We start from the raw sequence: 15,778 nt of genomic DNA, 5'->3' as shown, positions 1-15,778 counted from the left end.
GGAGGGCCTGTCGTGATTTACACTACGGAGAGCATTCTTTGAATTGATTTGATCGCCAGGTGGGTAATCTTTTCCTGGACTGTTATCTGATATGTCATGTCTTCCAGCGACCAGAGAATCTTTTCCGGCGTGTTGAGTTTCATGTTCGGGCAGTCCGCCAAATCCGATGCGGCCATAAATATTTTATCCGGACTTTCTTTCTTGAGCCGGTGAATCAGCCCGATTTCCGTTCCGATGATGAACGTCTTTGCCTTTGACTCGCGGCAATATCCCAATATTCCGCTGGTCGAGGCGACCTGGTCAGCCAGATTCACTACCTCGGTGGCGCATTCCGGATGGACCACCACCAGGGCATCCGGGTAAAGTTCTTTTTTCCTGATGATATCTTCAGCCAGGATTCTGCGGTGGGTCGGGCAATATCCGCGCCAGAGAATCATATCGCGTTTGGTCTGGGTCTGGACATAGTGGCCCAGGTGCTGGTCCGGGATAAAGATAATCCGTTTGTTTTTGGGAATACTTTCTACCACCTTGACCGCGTTGGATGAGGTGCAGCAGTAATCGCTCTCGGCCTTGATAGCCGCGCTGCTGTTGACATAAGTAACCACGACGGCGTCCGGATATTGCTTCTTAAGTTCGCGCAGTTCCCGGGTTGTAATCATATTAGCCATCGGGCAGCCGGCCTGCGGGTCAGGCATCAGAACAATTTTATCTGGGCAGAGGATGGCCGCGGTTTCAGCCATGAAATGCACGCCGCAGAAGACGATGACCTTGGCATCGGTCTGGGCGGCGGTCTGAGCCAGGCCCAGGGAGTCACCCACGTAATCGGCGATATCCTGGACATCCGGATGCTGGTAATTATGGGCCAGGATAACGGACCGGCGCTCTTTCTTCAGCTGCTCAATGCCGGAAATTATTGATGAATTCATGGTAATATTATATATTTTAGAATACAAAATACAATATATTAAACACGAATAGGAGGAATAAATGGCGAATTAGACGAATGGGAATAATTATTCGTATTATTCGTAATATTCGTGTGATTCGTGTTCTGTATTTTTATGCATAAGGTCTTTAATAAACACCTGAACGAGAAGTATTTCTTTACCCGGATCGGCGCGCTGCCGGTCTTTATCATTCCCAAGAGTGGTATTAACGAAAAGGTCGCGGCGCTGGCCGTTAACTACGGGTCCATCGATAACTCCTGGTGCCGGTCTAATGAGACCGGTTCCATAACCGTGCCCGAAGGCATTGCCCATTTTCTGGAGCACCAGCAATTCAAGAAGGAATCCGGAGATGTCAGCATGGAATTCGCCCGTTTCGGCGCTTCCTACAACGCCGGGACCGGTAATACCTCGACCACCTACTACTTCCAGAGCGCGGATAATTTCCTGGATAACCTGAATATCCTTTTGAAGGTGGTGATGACCTCATATTTCAATCCCGAGAACGTGGCCAAGGAAAAATCCATCATCGAGCAGGAACTCCGCATGTATAATGACATGCCGGGTTTCAAGGTCTATGACAACCTGATGAGCAATCTCTACAAATACCACCCGGTCCGGATTTCCATCGGCGGCACGGTCGCCAGTGTCCGGACCATCACCCCGGAACTGCTGGCCAAATGCTACCAAACATTCTACCAGCCGGCCAATATGGTTCTGGTCATCTGCGGCGACTTTACGGAGTCCCGTAGGGGCGACCCGGAAGCGGATATTGATAAGATTATCCAGGCGCTTAACCAAAGCCCGTATCTCCAGGGCCGGGCCGACGAAACCGGGATTATCCGCAATATGCCGGACGAACCGGCTGAAATAAACAGCCATTCCAAGGAAGAAAAGATGTCCACCAGCACCTCGAGTCTTTTAATCGGCTATAAGGAAACTCGGACCGGACTGGAAGGCATACCGCTGCTCAAACAGAATATTCTGAGCGATATGCTGCTGGACCTGATTTTCAGCAAGAGTTCTAAATTATATTCCAAGCTTTATGAAGCCAAGATGATCGACGACCGGTTCGGCTGCGGCTACAGTTCGCACCAGACCTACGGCTTCACGATAATTTCAGCCGAGACCGACCGTCCCGAGGTGCTCTACCAGCGGATTATGTCCGAACTGGATAAACTGGCCCGGAATAAGATATGTTCCCGGCGGGAACTGGAAGAGCAGAAGCGCAAGATGATCGGCAAATTCACCTGGGTCTTCAATTCGCCCATGGCTGTAGCTTCGCTCTTTGCCGGTTATTACTTCAGCCGGATATTTAAGAATCCCGAGCCCGGGCAGGAGGTCTATGAGATGTCCGGCCTGATTAAAAAGATAACCACCTCCGATATCCAAAAACGCCTCAAAGAACATCTCAATCCTAAACACCACGCCATCTCTGTGGTTAAGCCTTTGGGCCGGGGCGCCGGGGCATAACGCCTCCGGGATTAATCAGTTAATAAAATATTTTACTTGCTATTTAATAAATCTCGGTTATAATGTAGCGATTGTAGTATCGCATTGCCCGGCGAAGAATAATTGTTTATAACCATTAATGCGATAAGAGAGCAGATCTATGAGCACCGCAGAAAAAGTCATGGTTGTGGATGATGAAATGGTCATGCGCGATTTACTCTACACGGTTTTGACCCGGCAAAATTACAAAGTCATTACCGCGCCTAATGGCCGGGAGGCCCTGGATATGATGGCCAAGGAAAGTCCGGACCTGGTTATCCTGGACCTGATGATGCCGGGCATGAACGGGCTGGAAACCTTTGTCCAGATGCGCCGGATTGACCCCAAAATCGAAACCATTCTCCTGACCGGCACCAATATAGACGATTTGGAAACCCAGGCCCGCAAGCTGGGTATTTCCGAAATCCTGAGAAAAGGCGTGGGCGTGGAACTATTCCTCAAATCCGTCAATTACGTGCTGGACAAGCGCAAAAGCAAGCAGTCCGGCCCGGAAGTCAAATCCAAAGGCGATATCCTGGTGGTGGACGACGACTCGGAAATCAGGTTCATGCTGGAAAAGTTCTTCACCCGCCAGGGCTATCAGGTGAGCACGGCCAGCAGCGGCGAAGAAGCCCTGGACCGGTTAAGCAAATACTCGGCCGTCACTGCGAAAAAATCCGAAAGCAAAAGTCTGCCTTTGATTGTCCTGCTGGACATTAAACTGGGCGGTATGGATGGATTAATGGCCCTGAAGAAAATAAAAGAACTGGACAAGAAAATCAGCGTATTGATGATCAGCGGCATCAATGATGAAAGCATCACCCGTGAGGCCATGCGTTTGGGCGCCTACGACTATATCATGAAGCCGTTTAATATGGAATACCTGGATATGGTGGTCATGACCAAGATACTTCTGGCTGAATAAAATTAAATGCTTCTTGCGAGATATTATATAATTGCTTTAGTTGTCGTCTGGTCATCGATTTCCCTGTCATATCCGGAAACGCCCATGGCTTCGACTGAGCTCAGCCGAGCGTCCACCCGGACCGATGAGATAGTAGTCACCGCCCGCCGGACCGGCGACAGTTCCCTGCACCTGCCGATGAATATCACCGTCCTGTCGTCAAAGGAATTAGCCAACCTGCCGGCGCATAATTTAGCCGAGGCCCTTAATTTCGTGAACGGCATTGACATCCAGTTAAGAGGCCCGGTCGGCCAGCCGTCTTCCTTGAGCATCCAGGGCTCTTCGGCCGGCCACGTCCGGGTGATGGTGGACGGCGTCCTGATGAATTCCCAGGGCATGGCCTTTGCCGACCCGTCCCAGATTCCCATTGAGAACGTGGAGCGCATAGAAATAATCAAGGGCTCTGGCTCCTCGGTCTGGGGTTCGTCCTTAGGCGGCGTGGTCAATATCATCACCAAACAGCCCTCTACAGTCAAACCATTCCAGGCCGTTTTTTCGCTGGCCGCGGCCGGCGGCGCCTACAATTTCCAGCGGGAAAATTTGGAGCTGTCAGGTAAGTCAGATAAGTTTTCCTATCTGGTCTGGATGAGCGGCCTGGACAGCAATAGCGAGTTCCGGGCCAATAGCGCCATCGCCAGCCAGAAATTCTCATCCAAAGTTAATTACGCGCTCTCAGACGACGCCTATCTGGAGGCCGCTCTGCATTATACCGGCTCGGATATGGGCGGTTTTGAATTTCCGACCATGGGCTACAGCGAGGACTTGACCTATTTCGCCAGATACGGCTCGCTTAAATTCTTTATTGTCCCGGACAAAGCATGGGAATTCAGCGCCACGGTCAAGGCCTCCAACCAGGACAGCAAGGTCGAGGACTTTGCCATTCCGGGTTCGGCGCTGCTGGCCAGGGTAGCCAGCCAGAATATCTTTACCGGCTTGGACCTGCAGTCCACGATAAAGATGAACGACAGCCAGACCCTTTCTTCAGGCGCTGACCTGGGTTGGGATTCGCTGGAATCAGACCTGATGCCCGGCAAGGAAAGATTCAGCCGCCAGGGTTATTATGCCAATTATCTGCAGACCGGCATAGCCGGAGATAAATTATCAGTCAATCTCGGCGCGCGCTATGACGACAACCAGGCCTACGGCTCCCAATTCAGCCCTTCGGCCGGCGTGGTTTATCAGATGCCGCTTGACTCATACCTGCGCGTTTTGTATTCCAAGGCGTTCAACGCACCGCCTCTGATTTACAAATACATCAATGTCATCTCGCCCAATCCGGACTTGAAGGCCGAGCGGGCCCCGGCCGTCTATGAAACCTCGTTGGATACCAAACCCGCAAAAGACCTGTTCCTTAAATTCGCCTATTACCGGGCCGAGGTCAATGACCTGGTGGTCTATGATTTCCCATCCAATATGATGAAGAATATTTCGGCCGTGCGCCGGCAGGGTGTGGAGGCAGAAGCAAAATATAATGTTGCAGAAGGGCTTCAGGCCCAGATGGGCTCTGCCCTGAACCGGGTCCAGGACCGCCAGACCGACGGAATTGTCCAGGGCGGTGGTGTGGCCAAACTTACCTATAACCTCGGCTTCAACTATCAATACCAGAAGAACCTTAATCTGACCCTCAATGGCAATTACAGATTCTGGAACGAGCCGGCCTCAAGCAACCCCAATGACCGCAGGTTCATCTATGATATGCTGGTTAATTACAATATCCCGGCCGGCTCCGATAATAGGACAATGCCTTCATCTATATTCCTCGGCGTTTATAACATCTTTGACCGCGACTACTGGTATCACGAACTCCTGCCTATGCCCGGCCGGACCGTCGAATTCGGGGTAAAATACGAATTCTAAATTCGTCAAGAATGGTCAAGGATTGTCAAGAATAGTCAAGAAGTCGTAAAACAACTCTTGACCACTCCTGACGACTTTTTACTATCTTTGACGCGTTTTAGGATGCACAAGTTCTTGTGCATCACCCTTCTCAGAACACATCCTCATTTTCGGGCCAGATTTACCCCATAAAACCATAATATTTTCTTATTTTCCTTATTACACGCCCGGTAACAAGTTATAATAAGAATTATATGAACCGAAAATATTCTCGCCCAATTATCAGCCAACTGGCACGCTACTTGCTTATATGTTTCTTGCCGCTTATCCTAATCGGATGCGGCAAGACAGAAACCGGAGGTGAGAGAACCTTACGAATCGGCGGACTGGGCGGCCCACCCGGACCCATCAACCAGATTATCAGCAACAGCACGATTTCGGTCAATCTGGCTGACCTGGTCTTTAGCGCCCTGGTCCGCATCAACGAACGGATGATGCCGGAGCCGGACTTAGCCGAGCGCTGGTCGGTCTCTGACGATGGTTTGACCTATACATTCTATCTGAGAAAAGGGGTCAGGTTCCACGACAATGTGGAACTCACGGCCCAGGACTGCGCGTTTACCTATAATGCAGTCCTAAACCCGGCTAACAACTCCCCCTGGCGGGAGAATTATACTATGATAAAAACAGTCAAGGCCCAAGACAGATATACCTTCACCGTAACCCTGAACGAAACCCAGGCATCGTTTATAAATCTTATGAACTTCCCGATACATCCCACCCCGAAAGCATCCGGGGCGGGGGTAAACCCCGTCGGCACCGGGCCTTTTCGGTTTGTCGAGCGGACCAAGGATGACACTATCAGCATCATTTTAGAAGCCAACCCGGACTATTACGAATGCGGAATGCAGAATGCGGAATGCGGAGTAAATAGAATAGAGGCACGCGGCTACGACACCTTCCCTGAATACTTCTCCGCCTTTATGAAGGGCGAGATTGATATGATTCAGTTCCTCAACACCGAGCAGTATCAGACCATCGCCAGAGACCCGGCATTCCGGGTCTACAACTTCCCGTCCATCTATACCTATATGATTGACTACAACCCGGAGCATCCGCTCTTTAAGGATAAGCAGGTGCGCCGGGCTTTGGCGCACGCCATCAACATCCCGGAGATTATCAATAAGGTGGAAGGGTTTTCCCTCTCCCCAGAGGGGAGAGGGCAGGGTTAGGGGGAAAAAGGCAGGGTGAGGGGCGAGGGGAATGTCTATCAATCCACCGGGCCGTTCCTGCCGGGCGCCTGGTTCTCAAATCCCGATGTCAAGCCGCTGGAATATAACCCAGCCCTGGCGCTCAAAATACTAAAAGATGAGAGATGGGAGATGAGAGATGATAGGGTATTAGAAAAAGACGGCGTCCAGTTCCGTTTTACGCTGTTAGTTGACCCCAAGGAGCGCGTCACCGGGACCATCGCCAAAATCATCTATCAGGATTTATACAAAATCGGCATCCGATGCGACATAAAAACATACGACCACAGCAATCAGGACAAGGAATTGGTTCAGCAGGCCGGCGCGGCTGTTATCAGCATTAAGATATCTGCCGAATTAGAGCCGAATTGGCACTCAAACAAACAACAACGGGACGGCAAACTCTGGCCATACACAAACCCCGCGATAGATAAACTCTTTGAGCAGGCCAATACTATTCAGGACATAGACCAGAGGAAGGAACTCTATCATCGCCTGCACCGGCTGGTATATGAAGAGCAGTCCGGGACATTCCTGTATTGCCTGCCGAATCTATGCGCCATCAGCCGGCGGTTTAGCAATACGGACAGATTCTTCTCGGCGGCAATGCCGTTTTATACGATAAAGGAATGGAAGATTAGCAAAGGACACAACCCCTCCCTCAACGGGATCCCGTCAGAGGGACCGGCCCCCTTTTCTAAGGGGGAGTAAATAGGAAATTCCCCCTTAACAAAGGGGGATTAAGGGGGTTGTTACAACTAAATAACAAAGCCGCGCGGCTCACCCATGGGTTCATCCCTCCTGCAGGGGGGTGGACGAATTGTAACTCGGCTCGTAAGGGTAAGTGCGATGAATCGCACCGCTACAATATTCTGTAGCGGTCGGATTTATCCGACACTTACGGGCTAACAGCGAGTAAGAGGGGGTGAGCCAATTGAAGATAGAAGTAATCCGTAAAGGCCAGGAATCAACCGAGAACCTGGGATGTTGCCCGAAATTTACCTTTTCCAGTTTGGGCAGTGATGAATAAGAATTAATCCGGTCCCCTGACCAATTATCGGGGGACCGGCTTCCCCGGTCTGGGGCGAACTTAAAATATGAAATTATCTAAATACACCGTTTTCTATGGGAATAATGGCGATTCGCTGGTCTACAATACCCGGACCCAGGGCGTGCTCAGGATTCACCCCCACACCAATGGAATTGGTGTGGGGGTAAATAAAGAGGTCAGGGATTTTATCGGGAAGATTATCAGCAACGGCGTTTCTTTGTCGCCGGAAGAGCAACAGTGCCTCAACACACTCAAGGACTCCGGCATTATCGTTGATAAAGAAACAGACGAGGACAAGGTCTTAGAGAGTTGGTTTGATGAAATAAAGTTCCGGCCGCGGCCTTTGCACGCCACGATTTTAACTACCTTCAAATGCAACTTTGCCTGCACCTATTGCTTTGAGGAGGGGGTTAAAGAGCAACAGACCATGGACGACCAGACCGCGGACCAGGTCATCGCCTATCTTAAGCATAAGGCCGAGGAGAAGCAGTCGCCCAAAATCCGGCTGATGTTCTACGGCGGCGAGCCGCTGATGAATCCGGCCGCCATAATCAAGATTGCCTCGGCGCTCCAGCAATGGACTGCGGAAAAGGGCATCAAATTCTCCTTCGGGATGATAACCAACGGCTCGCTGGTCAGGAAGGATATTATTGAGCGACTCACGCCGCTCGGACTGACCAGCATCCGCATAACATTAGACGGCGACAAAGAGGTACACGACCGGAGACGCCCGTATTTAGACGGCCGCGGCTCGTTTGAGACGATAATGGCTAATATTATGTCTATTACAGGTATGGAAGTTCACCCCCACACCAATTCCATTGGTGTGGGGGTAAAGGTCGAACTGGGCGCCAATTTTGACCGGGCCAACATCGCCGGACTGCACCGATTGCTTGACTACTTAGAGCAAAAGGGCTTAAATAAGCGCATTGCCAGAGTGCTCTTTGCGCCGGTGGTCTCGCGCCTGGGCCCCTCACCTATCCTCTCCCCAGAGGGGAGAGGGAAGGGTGAGGGGGGAGCGGACAGGGTGAGAGGGATAACCGTTGAGCCGGTGGGTTGCCACAAACTTTCCGGCGAACTGGCCGAGGAGGGCATCAAATTAGAAAAGGAATTGATTCAGCGCGGATACCGGACGCCGTCATCGGTCAAGGTCAATGCCTGCCCGATGACCATGGATGATTCTATGCTGGTGATTGACCCCGCGGGCGACATCTATAAATGCGAGGCCTTCGTGGGCCGGGAGCAGTTCTGCATCGGCAATGTCCGGGAGAGGCGGTTCAATCACCGCTATGCGGAGTTCCTGGCCTTGAAGCCGTGGAAGGAGTGTGGGGATTGCGCCTATGTGCCGATGTGCGGCGGCGGGTGCCGCTATATCGCCCAGCTCAAGCACTCGGACTATACCAAACCGGCCTGCGATAAGGAATACTACGAAAAGATATTTCCCCAGCTGCTTAAGATGGATTATGAAAGAGGGGCGTTGTAAACAACCCCCCGGCCCCCTTTGTTAAGGGGGAGTAATATTCCCCCTTATTAAAGGGGGATTAAGGGGGTTGTTATTCTTTGTGCCAATTATTATATGAATTTTATTGAGAAGTTGACCCCGCGCCGGCTCTGGCAACAGATTGGCCTGGCCTTTGGACTGTTGATGCTGATTTCACTGATGGCGCTGGGCGGGCTGTTAATCACGGCCAGCCGGGCGGCGGTCCGGGATTCGGTCTTGAGAGACTACCAGGAAATCTGCCGCAATACGGCCCAACAACTCAACGACTTCATAGATAAGCCTCAGGCGCTGCTGGTTAATACCGCCGGCATCCTGGGCGCCACAGGAATAAGAGATTCCGAGACCCAGAAATTGCTGTTATACCGGATGGTCACGGATTACCCGCATCTCTTTGAGCGGGTGGCTATTGTGTCCGCGGATGGGAAGGAAATAATTTCTTCGGATATAAAATCCCAGGGAACAACCCCCCTGCCCCCCTTTGCTAAGGGGGAGTGGTTAGTAAATTCCCCCTTAATAAAGGGGGATAGGGGGTTGTTAAATTCCTCATCCATCTCCCAGGTCTATTTCTCTGCCGAACATTTGCCTTATGTCACCATCACCGCGCCGATAAATACGCCCCAAGGTCTATCCGGCATGCTGATGGCCGAGGTCAAATTAAACAGCATCTGGGGAATCATCGGGAAGATAAAACTGGGCCAGGGCCAGATTCTGATTGTGGACGAACAGGGCTATGTCCTGGTCCACAAGGAGGAGCGTAAGGTCTATCAGTCCGAGAACCTCAAAGGGACGCCGGTGGTTCAGGCCGTGCTGGGCGGGCAGAATGGCAGCCGCGAGGACTTGACCAGCGGCTGGCTGAGCGCCTATGCGCCCATCAGCGCCTTTGGCTGGGGCCTGATTATCCGCCAGCCGGTCAAGGACGCCTATGCCTTCTCCAACCGGATGCAGGCCAAGGCGGTTCTTATTATCGGGCTGGCTATCCTGACGGCCATTGTGGTCGGGCTGATGATTGCCAATAAAGTCACCCGGCCCGTAAAGACCCTGATTGACGCCACCGACCAGGTCGGCGCCGGCAACCTGGACCAAGTCATCAAATCAGCCCGGACCGACGAAATGGGCGGGCTGCTCAATGCCTTCGATAACATGATTACCCGGCTGCGCCAGGCCAAGCGGCTGGAAAAACTCTCGGCCATCGGCACGGCCACCTCCAAGATTGCCCACGAAATCAGGAACCCCTTAGTCGGCGTCAAGACCTTTGTCCAGCTTCTGCCCAAGCGCTACCAGGACCCCAAGTTCATCGCCCAGTTCAACGACACCGTGCCGCATGAAATGGTCCGGCTGGAAAAGATGATGGGCGCCTTAAGCGACTTCTCGGCCATCCGGCGGCTGAATGTCAACCGGATTAACCTGGCCGGGCTGATTAACGAGACGCTAACCCTGTTCCGGGAGCAGATGTTCAGGGACAACATCAAGTCCGATATCGACATCAAATCCGACCAGCTCTTCTTAAATGCCGATCCGGATAAGCTCAAGCAGGTATTAATCAACCTGATTCAGAACGCCCTGCAGGCCATGGCCCCGGGCGGCGCATTGCGCATCTCGGCCGGACTGAATGGTAGCGGGATGATAATCAAGGTCGGCGACACCGGCACCGGCATGGATGCGGCCCAGTTGGCCACGCTCTTTGAGCCGTTCCAGACCTCCAAAAAGGCCGGCCTGGGACTGGGCCTGACCATCTGCAAGGAAATCATCGAACAGCACCAGGGCGCCATATCGGTTACCAGCCAAAAGAATCAGGGCACGGAATTCACTATTAAATTGCCGACTGAACCGCAAACTGATATAATGATTTGACCATATGAAAACAAATATGCCTGAACTTCTGGCTGTCGATGACGACCCGATGGTGCTCAGGAGCCTGGGCGCCGCGCTGGAAGGCGACTACAAACTCCACACCGCCTCCAACGCCGCCGAATGCCTGGCCGTCCTGAATAGCGAAAGAATCCTCCTGGTTATCCTGGACCTGGGCCTGCCGGATATGAACGGACTGGAACTCCTCAAGAAGGTAAAAGAGGCGAATCCGGACATGGAAGTCATCGTCCTGACCGGCAACAGCTCGCTGGAAAGCGGCATCGAGGCCATGAAACTGGGCGCCTGTGACTACCTGGTCAAGCCCTTTGACGTGGAAAAGCTCGGACTGGTCGTGAAAAATGCCGTCGAAAAATCAGGGCTCAGGCACGAGGTCCGCTATCACCGTTCCATCAGCGTTGAAAAGGAGCGCAAACTCATCGGCCAGAGCCGGTCAATGCTGGAACTGGCCAACCTGATAAAGAAGGTGGCCGAGAACAACGCCACCGTGCTGATTACCGGCGAAAGCGGCACCGGCAAGGAAATTGTGGCCCGGGAAATCTGGCGCCAGAGCGAGCGCAAAGACCGCCCCTTTGTCCCGGTCAACTGCGGCGCCATTCCGGCCGAACTCATGGAAAGCGAGCTGTTCGGCCACGAAAAGGGCGCTTTTACCAGCGCCTCTTACCATCGTACCGGAAAATTCGAACTGGCCAACCACGGCACCATCTTCCTGGACGAAATCAGCGCCATGCCGCTCACCCTCCAGGTCAAGCTCCTGCGCGTCCTCCAGGAACGAACCGTCGAACGGGTCGGCGGAATGAAACAAATCCCCATCGACGTCCGGGTCATCGCCGCCACCAACCTGGACCTGGGTGAGATGGTCAAGAGCGGCAAATTCCGGGAAGACCTGTTTTACCGGCTGAATATCATTCTGCTCTCCGTGCCGCCCCTCAGGGAGCGCCGGCACGACATCCCGCTCCTGGCCAAGTATTTCCTGAATATCTATAACCACGAACTCCACCGCCGGGTAAAAGAAATCCCCATGGAGGTGCTCAACTTCTTCCATACCTATGACTGGCGGGGTAATGTCCGGGAACTGGAAAACGTCATCCAACGCCTCCTGGTAGTTGCCAAGAATAATACCATCTCGGTAAGCGACCTGCCGGTGGAAATCACCAAGCAGGGCGATTCCAAATATTATATTCTCGAAGACGGCGTTTCCTACGATGAGGCCATGACCCGCTTTGAAAAAAACTACATCAGAAATGCCCTGTCCAAGGCAAACAATAACCGCAACGTGGCCGCCGACGCGCTGGGCGTGCACCGAAATACCCTCACCAACCGCATGAAGGCCCTGGGCATTACCATTCCGGAGGACGAAAAACCACCGATTCCGGATGAGTCGGCGCCGGCTCAGGAAGACGCATCACCCGCCTGATTGACCCAAAATATCATTGACAACCACCCGGAGTAATAACCCCCTAACCCCCTTTATCAAGGGGGAATTTACTAATCACTCCTCCTAATGGCGCCAGTAAAGGTGGAATATCCCTCTCAGTCCCCCTTAGTAAAGGGGGATTAAGGAGGTTGTTATTTCCTGCCTTTTTTGGCAAAGTAAATGGGTTATGATAAGTGCATGCACAAGAACTTGTGCAAACCCGCCTACCCCCTCGTTTTTTTAGATAACTCATTATTCTGTATCACGATAAGCCAAAAAAAGCCCCTTTTTTGACCCATTTTTTGCACAAGAACTTGTGCAAAGTGGGTACCCCCCTCGCCAAAGCTCTTTTTTAGCGCCCAACGCCTCAAAAAATATTATAAAATATCATTACACCTAACTCCTTTATTGTTGCATGTTATGGCGCACATCACCGCATATCCGATATCAATAACCGATTTCGGCCCGAACTGGCACGCTAATTGCTCTATTGACCTCATCAGGCGTATATCAAGAAGTTTATACTGCCAATGCAGTAGGAGGATTATCGCTGCATGATAATTCAGGCCCGAATTACGCCTGTTGCCCCTCACCGTTCTCCTCTCCCCAAAGGGGAGAGGTTGGGTGAGGGGGAAACCATAACCAGAAGTCCCGGCAAAAACTGCCGGGATAAGAGGCTGTAACGACTAAGGTCTAACAGCCTCTAAAAAGAAAGAGCCAAAAGATGAAGACCTACATAGATGCCACACCGGCTCTCCTGAACAACCGCAAGACCGTCATCATCACTCTCCGGCTGATTGTCTTCGCTATCATCTACCTGATAATCTTCCAGGAGCGGGGCGCCAAAAACCTGCCCTGGCTCTTCTGGCCGGTCAGCGCCGTATTCCTGGCCTCCCAGATTGTCTACCTCTTCGAGCACAAGACCTACTTCTTCATCCAGCGCATCCTGGCCTGGATTTTCATCTTCGACGCCATCCTCATCAGCCTGCTCATCTACATCCTGGGCATCAAGACCGACCAGCTCTTCATTACCTACTTCGCGGTCATTGCCATTGCCGCCATTGCCAAAAACGTCAAGGCCTCCGTCGTCATCACCCTCCTGGTCAGCGCATTCTATATCTTCATCTCGCTCAACCACGGCAATCTGACCCTGGCCGAATTCACCACCCGGCCGCTGTTCTTCTTTGGCACCTCGATTTCGGTCAGTTACCTGACCGAGGAAATCTCATCCCAATGCGCCGGCCGGCTCAAGATTGAGGAATACTTCCGGTCGCTCATTGACAACACGGCCGATTTCGTCATTATCATCAACCGGGACGCCAAAATCCTCTTCATCAACCGGACCCAGCCCGGCCTTGATAAAGACCGGGTGCTAAACACCTCTATCTACGAATATATCTCGCCGGAATTCTACAAAATCGTCCGGGGCGCGGTCCAGCAGGTCTTCAACACCGGCATCCCCGCCTATTACGAGGCATCCGGCAAAGGGCCTGATGGCGCCCTGGCCTGGTATGAAAGCCGCCTGAGTCCCATCCGGGAAAGGGACGCCATCGTAGCCGTTACCGTCATCAGCACCGACATCACCGGGCGCAAAAAGACCGAGGCCGAGGTCAAGAAGATGCAGGAACAGCTCACCCATATCCAGAAGATGGAGGCCATGGGCCGCTTAGTCGGCGGCGTGGCCCACGACTTCAACAACATCGTCCAGGTCATTATCGGCTACAGCGACATGCTCCTGATTGACATGCCCAAGGACAGCCCGTCATATTCCGAACTCCAGGAAATCAACCGGGCCGGCAAGCGGGCCGCCGACCTGACCGGCCAACTGCTCGCCTTCAGCCGCCAGAAATCAGTCGAGGCCAAACTGATTAATCTCAACGACGCCATCTCCAATATGCAGAAGATGCTCAAGCGCATCATCGGCGAGGATGTCATCCTGGTCCTGGACCTGGACCCGGTTCCGGCCATGGTCCTGGCCGACACCGGCCAGTTCGAGCAGGTCCTGATGAACCTGGTGGTCAACGCCCGGGACGCCGTCAAAAGCAGCCAGACGCCCCAGCTGGGCCGGATTACCATCAAGACCCATCAGATTACCGTCAGCCCGGAATACCTCAGATTCAATCCCGAGGCCAAGGCCGGCGATTTTATCTGCGTCTCGGTCAACGACACCGGCGCCGGCATGAGCCCGGAGGTCATGGCCCATGCCTTTGAGCCGTTCTTCACCACCAAAAAGGAAGGCCAGGGCACCGGCCTGGGACTGTCTACGGTCTACGGCATCGTCAAGAAACACAACGGCTGGGTTAATCTCTATTCCGAGACGGGTCAGGGCACCAATATCAACATCTACCTGCCGGTCTCAGCCGGCCTGACCAGAAAATCCGAGACCCGGAGCATACCGGCCCTGGTGGCCGGAACGCCCAAATACGCCCTGGTGGTGGACGACGAAAAAGACGTCTGCTCATTCATCAGCCAGAGTTTACAGCGCTGCGGATTCACCGTGTCCGAGGCCGGCAACGCCGCCGATGCCCTGAGCGCCTTTAAGAAAACGCCGGATAAATTCCACCTCGCCCTGATAGACATCGGACTGCCCGACAAAAACGGCATCGAACTGGCCGGGGAATTATTGACCGGCCAGTCCAAAACCAGGGTGATACTCTCATCCGGCTATGTGGACGACAAATCCAGATGGCAGATAATCAACGCCAAGGGCTATAAACTGCTCCATAAACCGTTCGGCATCGATGCCCTGGTTAAAACCATAAATGAAGTGATGAAAGAAGGATAGCCACAAGGCACCAAGACACTAAGGAACAACCCCTCCCTCAACGGGATCCCGTCAGAGGGACCGGTCCCCTTTTCTAAGGGGGAGTGGGGCGAATTATTCCCCCTTAATAAAGGGGGATAAAGGGGGTTGTCTAATTGCAGTTAGACAGTGGTCATTTTAGGAAGAAAGGTTACTACTATGAATTCTCATACCGTCTCCCTTCGCTTTTCCACCTCGGCTGAGCTGACCCGGGCCGTGTTCCAGATGCTCAGCCACATCCTCAAGACCGTCAATCTGAACGAGTCTAACCGGGACCGGTTCATGCTGGCCGTCGGCGAGGCCATAGACAACGCGGTCATCCACGGCAACAAATTCTCGACCGAAAAATATATAGAAGTGGAATACCTCTGCCAGCCCAAGAGCATCATCTTTATGGTGTCTGACGAAGGCGCCGGATTCGAATACCAGAAACACCTGGATACGCCGCTGGAGCAGTTCCAGGCGCCCAAGCTGATAGAGAAAACCATGAAATTCGGCTCGCCCGGCGGCTTAGGATTGGCCCTGATCCGCAAATGCTGCGATGAAGTGATTTACACGCCCCCGGGGAATAAACTTACCTTCATCAAGTATCTCGACAACGGAAAAGAGGCGCGCTAAGTGACCGCGATTCCCCATTATTAAAGGGGGCCAGCCT

At 52.7% G+C, this 15,778-nt stretch carries 11 protein-coding genes; 10 read left to right on the top strand and 1 reads right to left on the bottom strand.

Going from position 1 to position 15,778, the window contains the following annotated elements:
- Positions 1 to 17: 17 nt before the first annotated feature.
- Complete coding sequence (nadA, locus tag HZA49_05680) at positions 18 to 926, bottom strand: quinolinate synthase NadA (protein ID MBI5778929.1); 909 nt, start codon at positions 924 to 926, stop codon at positions 18 to 20.
- Between the two features lie 135 nt (positions 927 to 1,061).
- Between nadA and HZA49_05675 the strand changes: the two genes are divergently transcribed.
- The 10 genes from HZA49_05675 (at position 1,062) to HZA49_05630 (ending at position 15,741) form a co-directional block, all read left to right on the top strand.
- Positions 1,062 to 2,417, top strand: a complete 1,356-nt coding sequence (locus HZA49_05675) for an insulinase family protein (protein MBI5778928.1) — start codon at positions 1,062 to 1,064, stop codon at positions 2,415 to 2,417.
- Between the two features lie 139 nt (positions 2,418 to 2,556).
- On the top strand, positions 2,557 to 3,360 hold the full coding sequence (locus HZA49_05670; GenBank protein ID MBI5778927.1) for a response regulator: 804 nt from the start codon (positions 2,557 to 2,559) through the stop codon (positions 3,358 to 3,360).
- Positions 3,361 to 3,366: 6 nt separating this feature from the next.
- The gene (locus HZA49_05665) at positions 3,367 to 5,256 is read left to right on the top strand and encodes a TonB-dependent receptor (protein MBI5778926.1); all 1,890 of its coding nucleotides are present in this window, start codon (positions 3,367 to 3,369) and stop codon (positions 5,254 to 5,256) included.
- Positions 5,257 to 5,489: 233 nt separating this feature from the next.
- Entirely contained in the window at positions 5,490 to 6,467 is a 978-nt protein-coding gene (locus tag HZA49_05660; GenBank protein ID MBI5778925.1) for an ABC transporter substrate-binding protein, read from the top strand.
- A 15-nt stretch (positions 6,468 to 6,482) separates the two neighbouring features.
- Positions 6,483 to 7,196: a hypothetical protein gene (locus tag HZA49_05655; protein ID MBI5778924.1), complete on the top strand. Its 714-nt coding sequence runs from the start codon at positions 6,483 to 6,485 to the stop codon at positions 7,194 to 7,196.
- A 386-nt stretch (positions 7,197 to 7,582) separates the two neighbouring features.
- Positions 7,583 to 9,019, top strand: a complete 1,437-nt coding sequence (locus HZA49_05650) for an SPASM domain-containing protein (protein ID MBI5778923.1) — start codon at positions 7,583 to 7,585, stop codon at positions 9,017 to 9,019.
- Positions 9,020 to 9,112: 93 nt separating this feature from the next.
- The gene (locus HZA49_05645) at positions 9,113 to 10,888 is read left to right on the top strand and encodes a sensor histidine kinase (GenBank protein MBI5778922.1); all 1,776 of its coding nucleotides are present in this window, start codon (positions 9,113 to 9,115) and stop codon (positions 10,886 to 10,888) included.
- Between the two features lie 4 nt (positions 10,889 to 10,892).
- Positions 10,893 to 12,320, top strand: coding sequence for a sigma-54-dependent Fis family transcriptional regulator (locus tag HZA49_05640; protein ID MBI5778921.1), 1,428 nt, complete (start codon positions 10,893 to 10,895; stop codon positions 12,318 to 12,320).
- Positions 12,321 to 13,044: 724 nt separating this feature from the next.
- A complete protein-coding gene (locus HZA49_05635; GenBank protein ID MBI5778920.1) occupies positions 13,045 to 15,105 on the top strand; it encodes a response regulator in 2,061 nt (686 codons plus the stop codon).
- 177 nt (positions 15,106 to 15,282) lie between these two features.
- Positions 15,283 to 15,741 carry an ATP-binding protein gene (locus tag HZA49_05630; protein MBI5778919.1) on the top strand — a complete coding sequence of 153 codons (459 nt, stop codon included), beginning with the start codon at positions 15,283 to 15,285 and terminating at the stop codon, positions 15,739 to 15,741.
- The last annotated feature ends 37 nt before the right edge of the window (positions 15,742 to 15,778 follow it).

Source organism: Planctomycetota bacterium (assembly GCA_016235865.1).
Classification (GTDB): Bacteria; Planctomycetota; MHYJ01; order JACQXL01; family JACQXL01; genus JACRIK01.
Note: the sequence above shows the minus strand (reverse complement) of the source record. Positions and strands in the feature narration are given on the sequence as shown.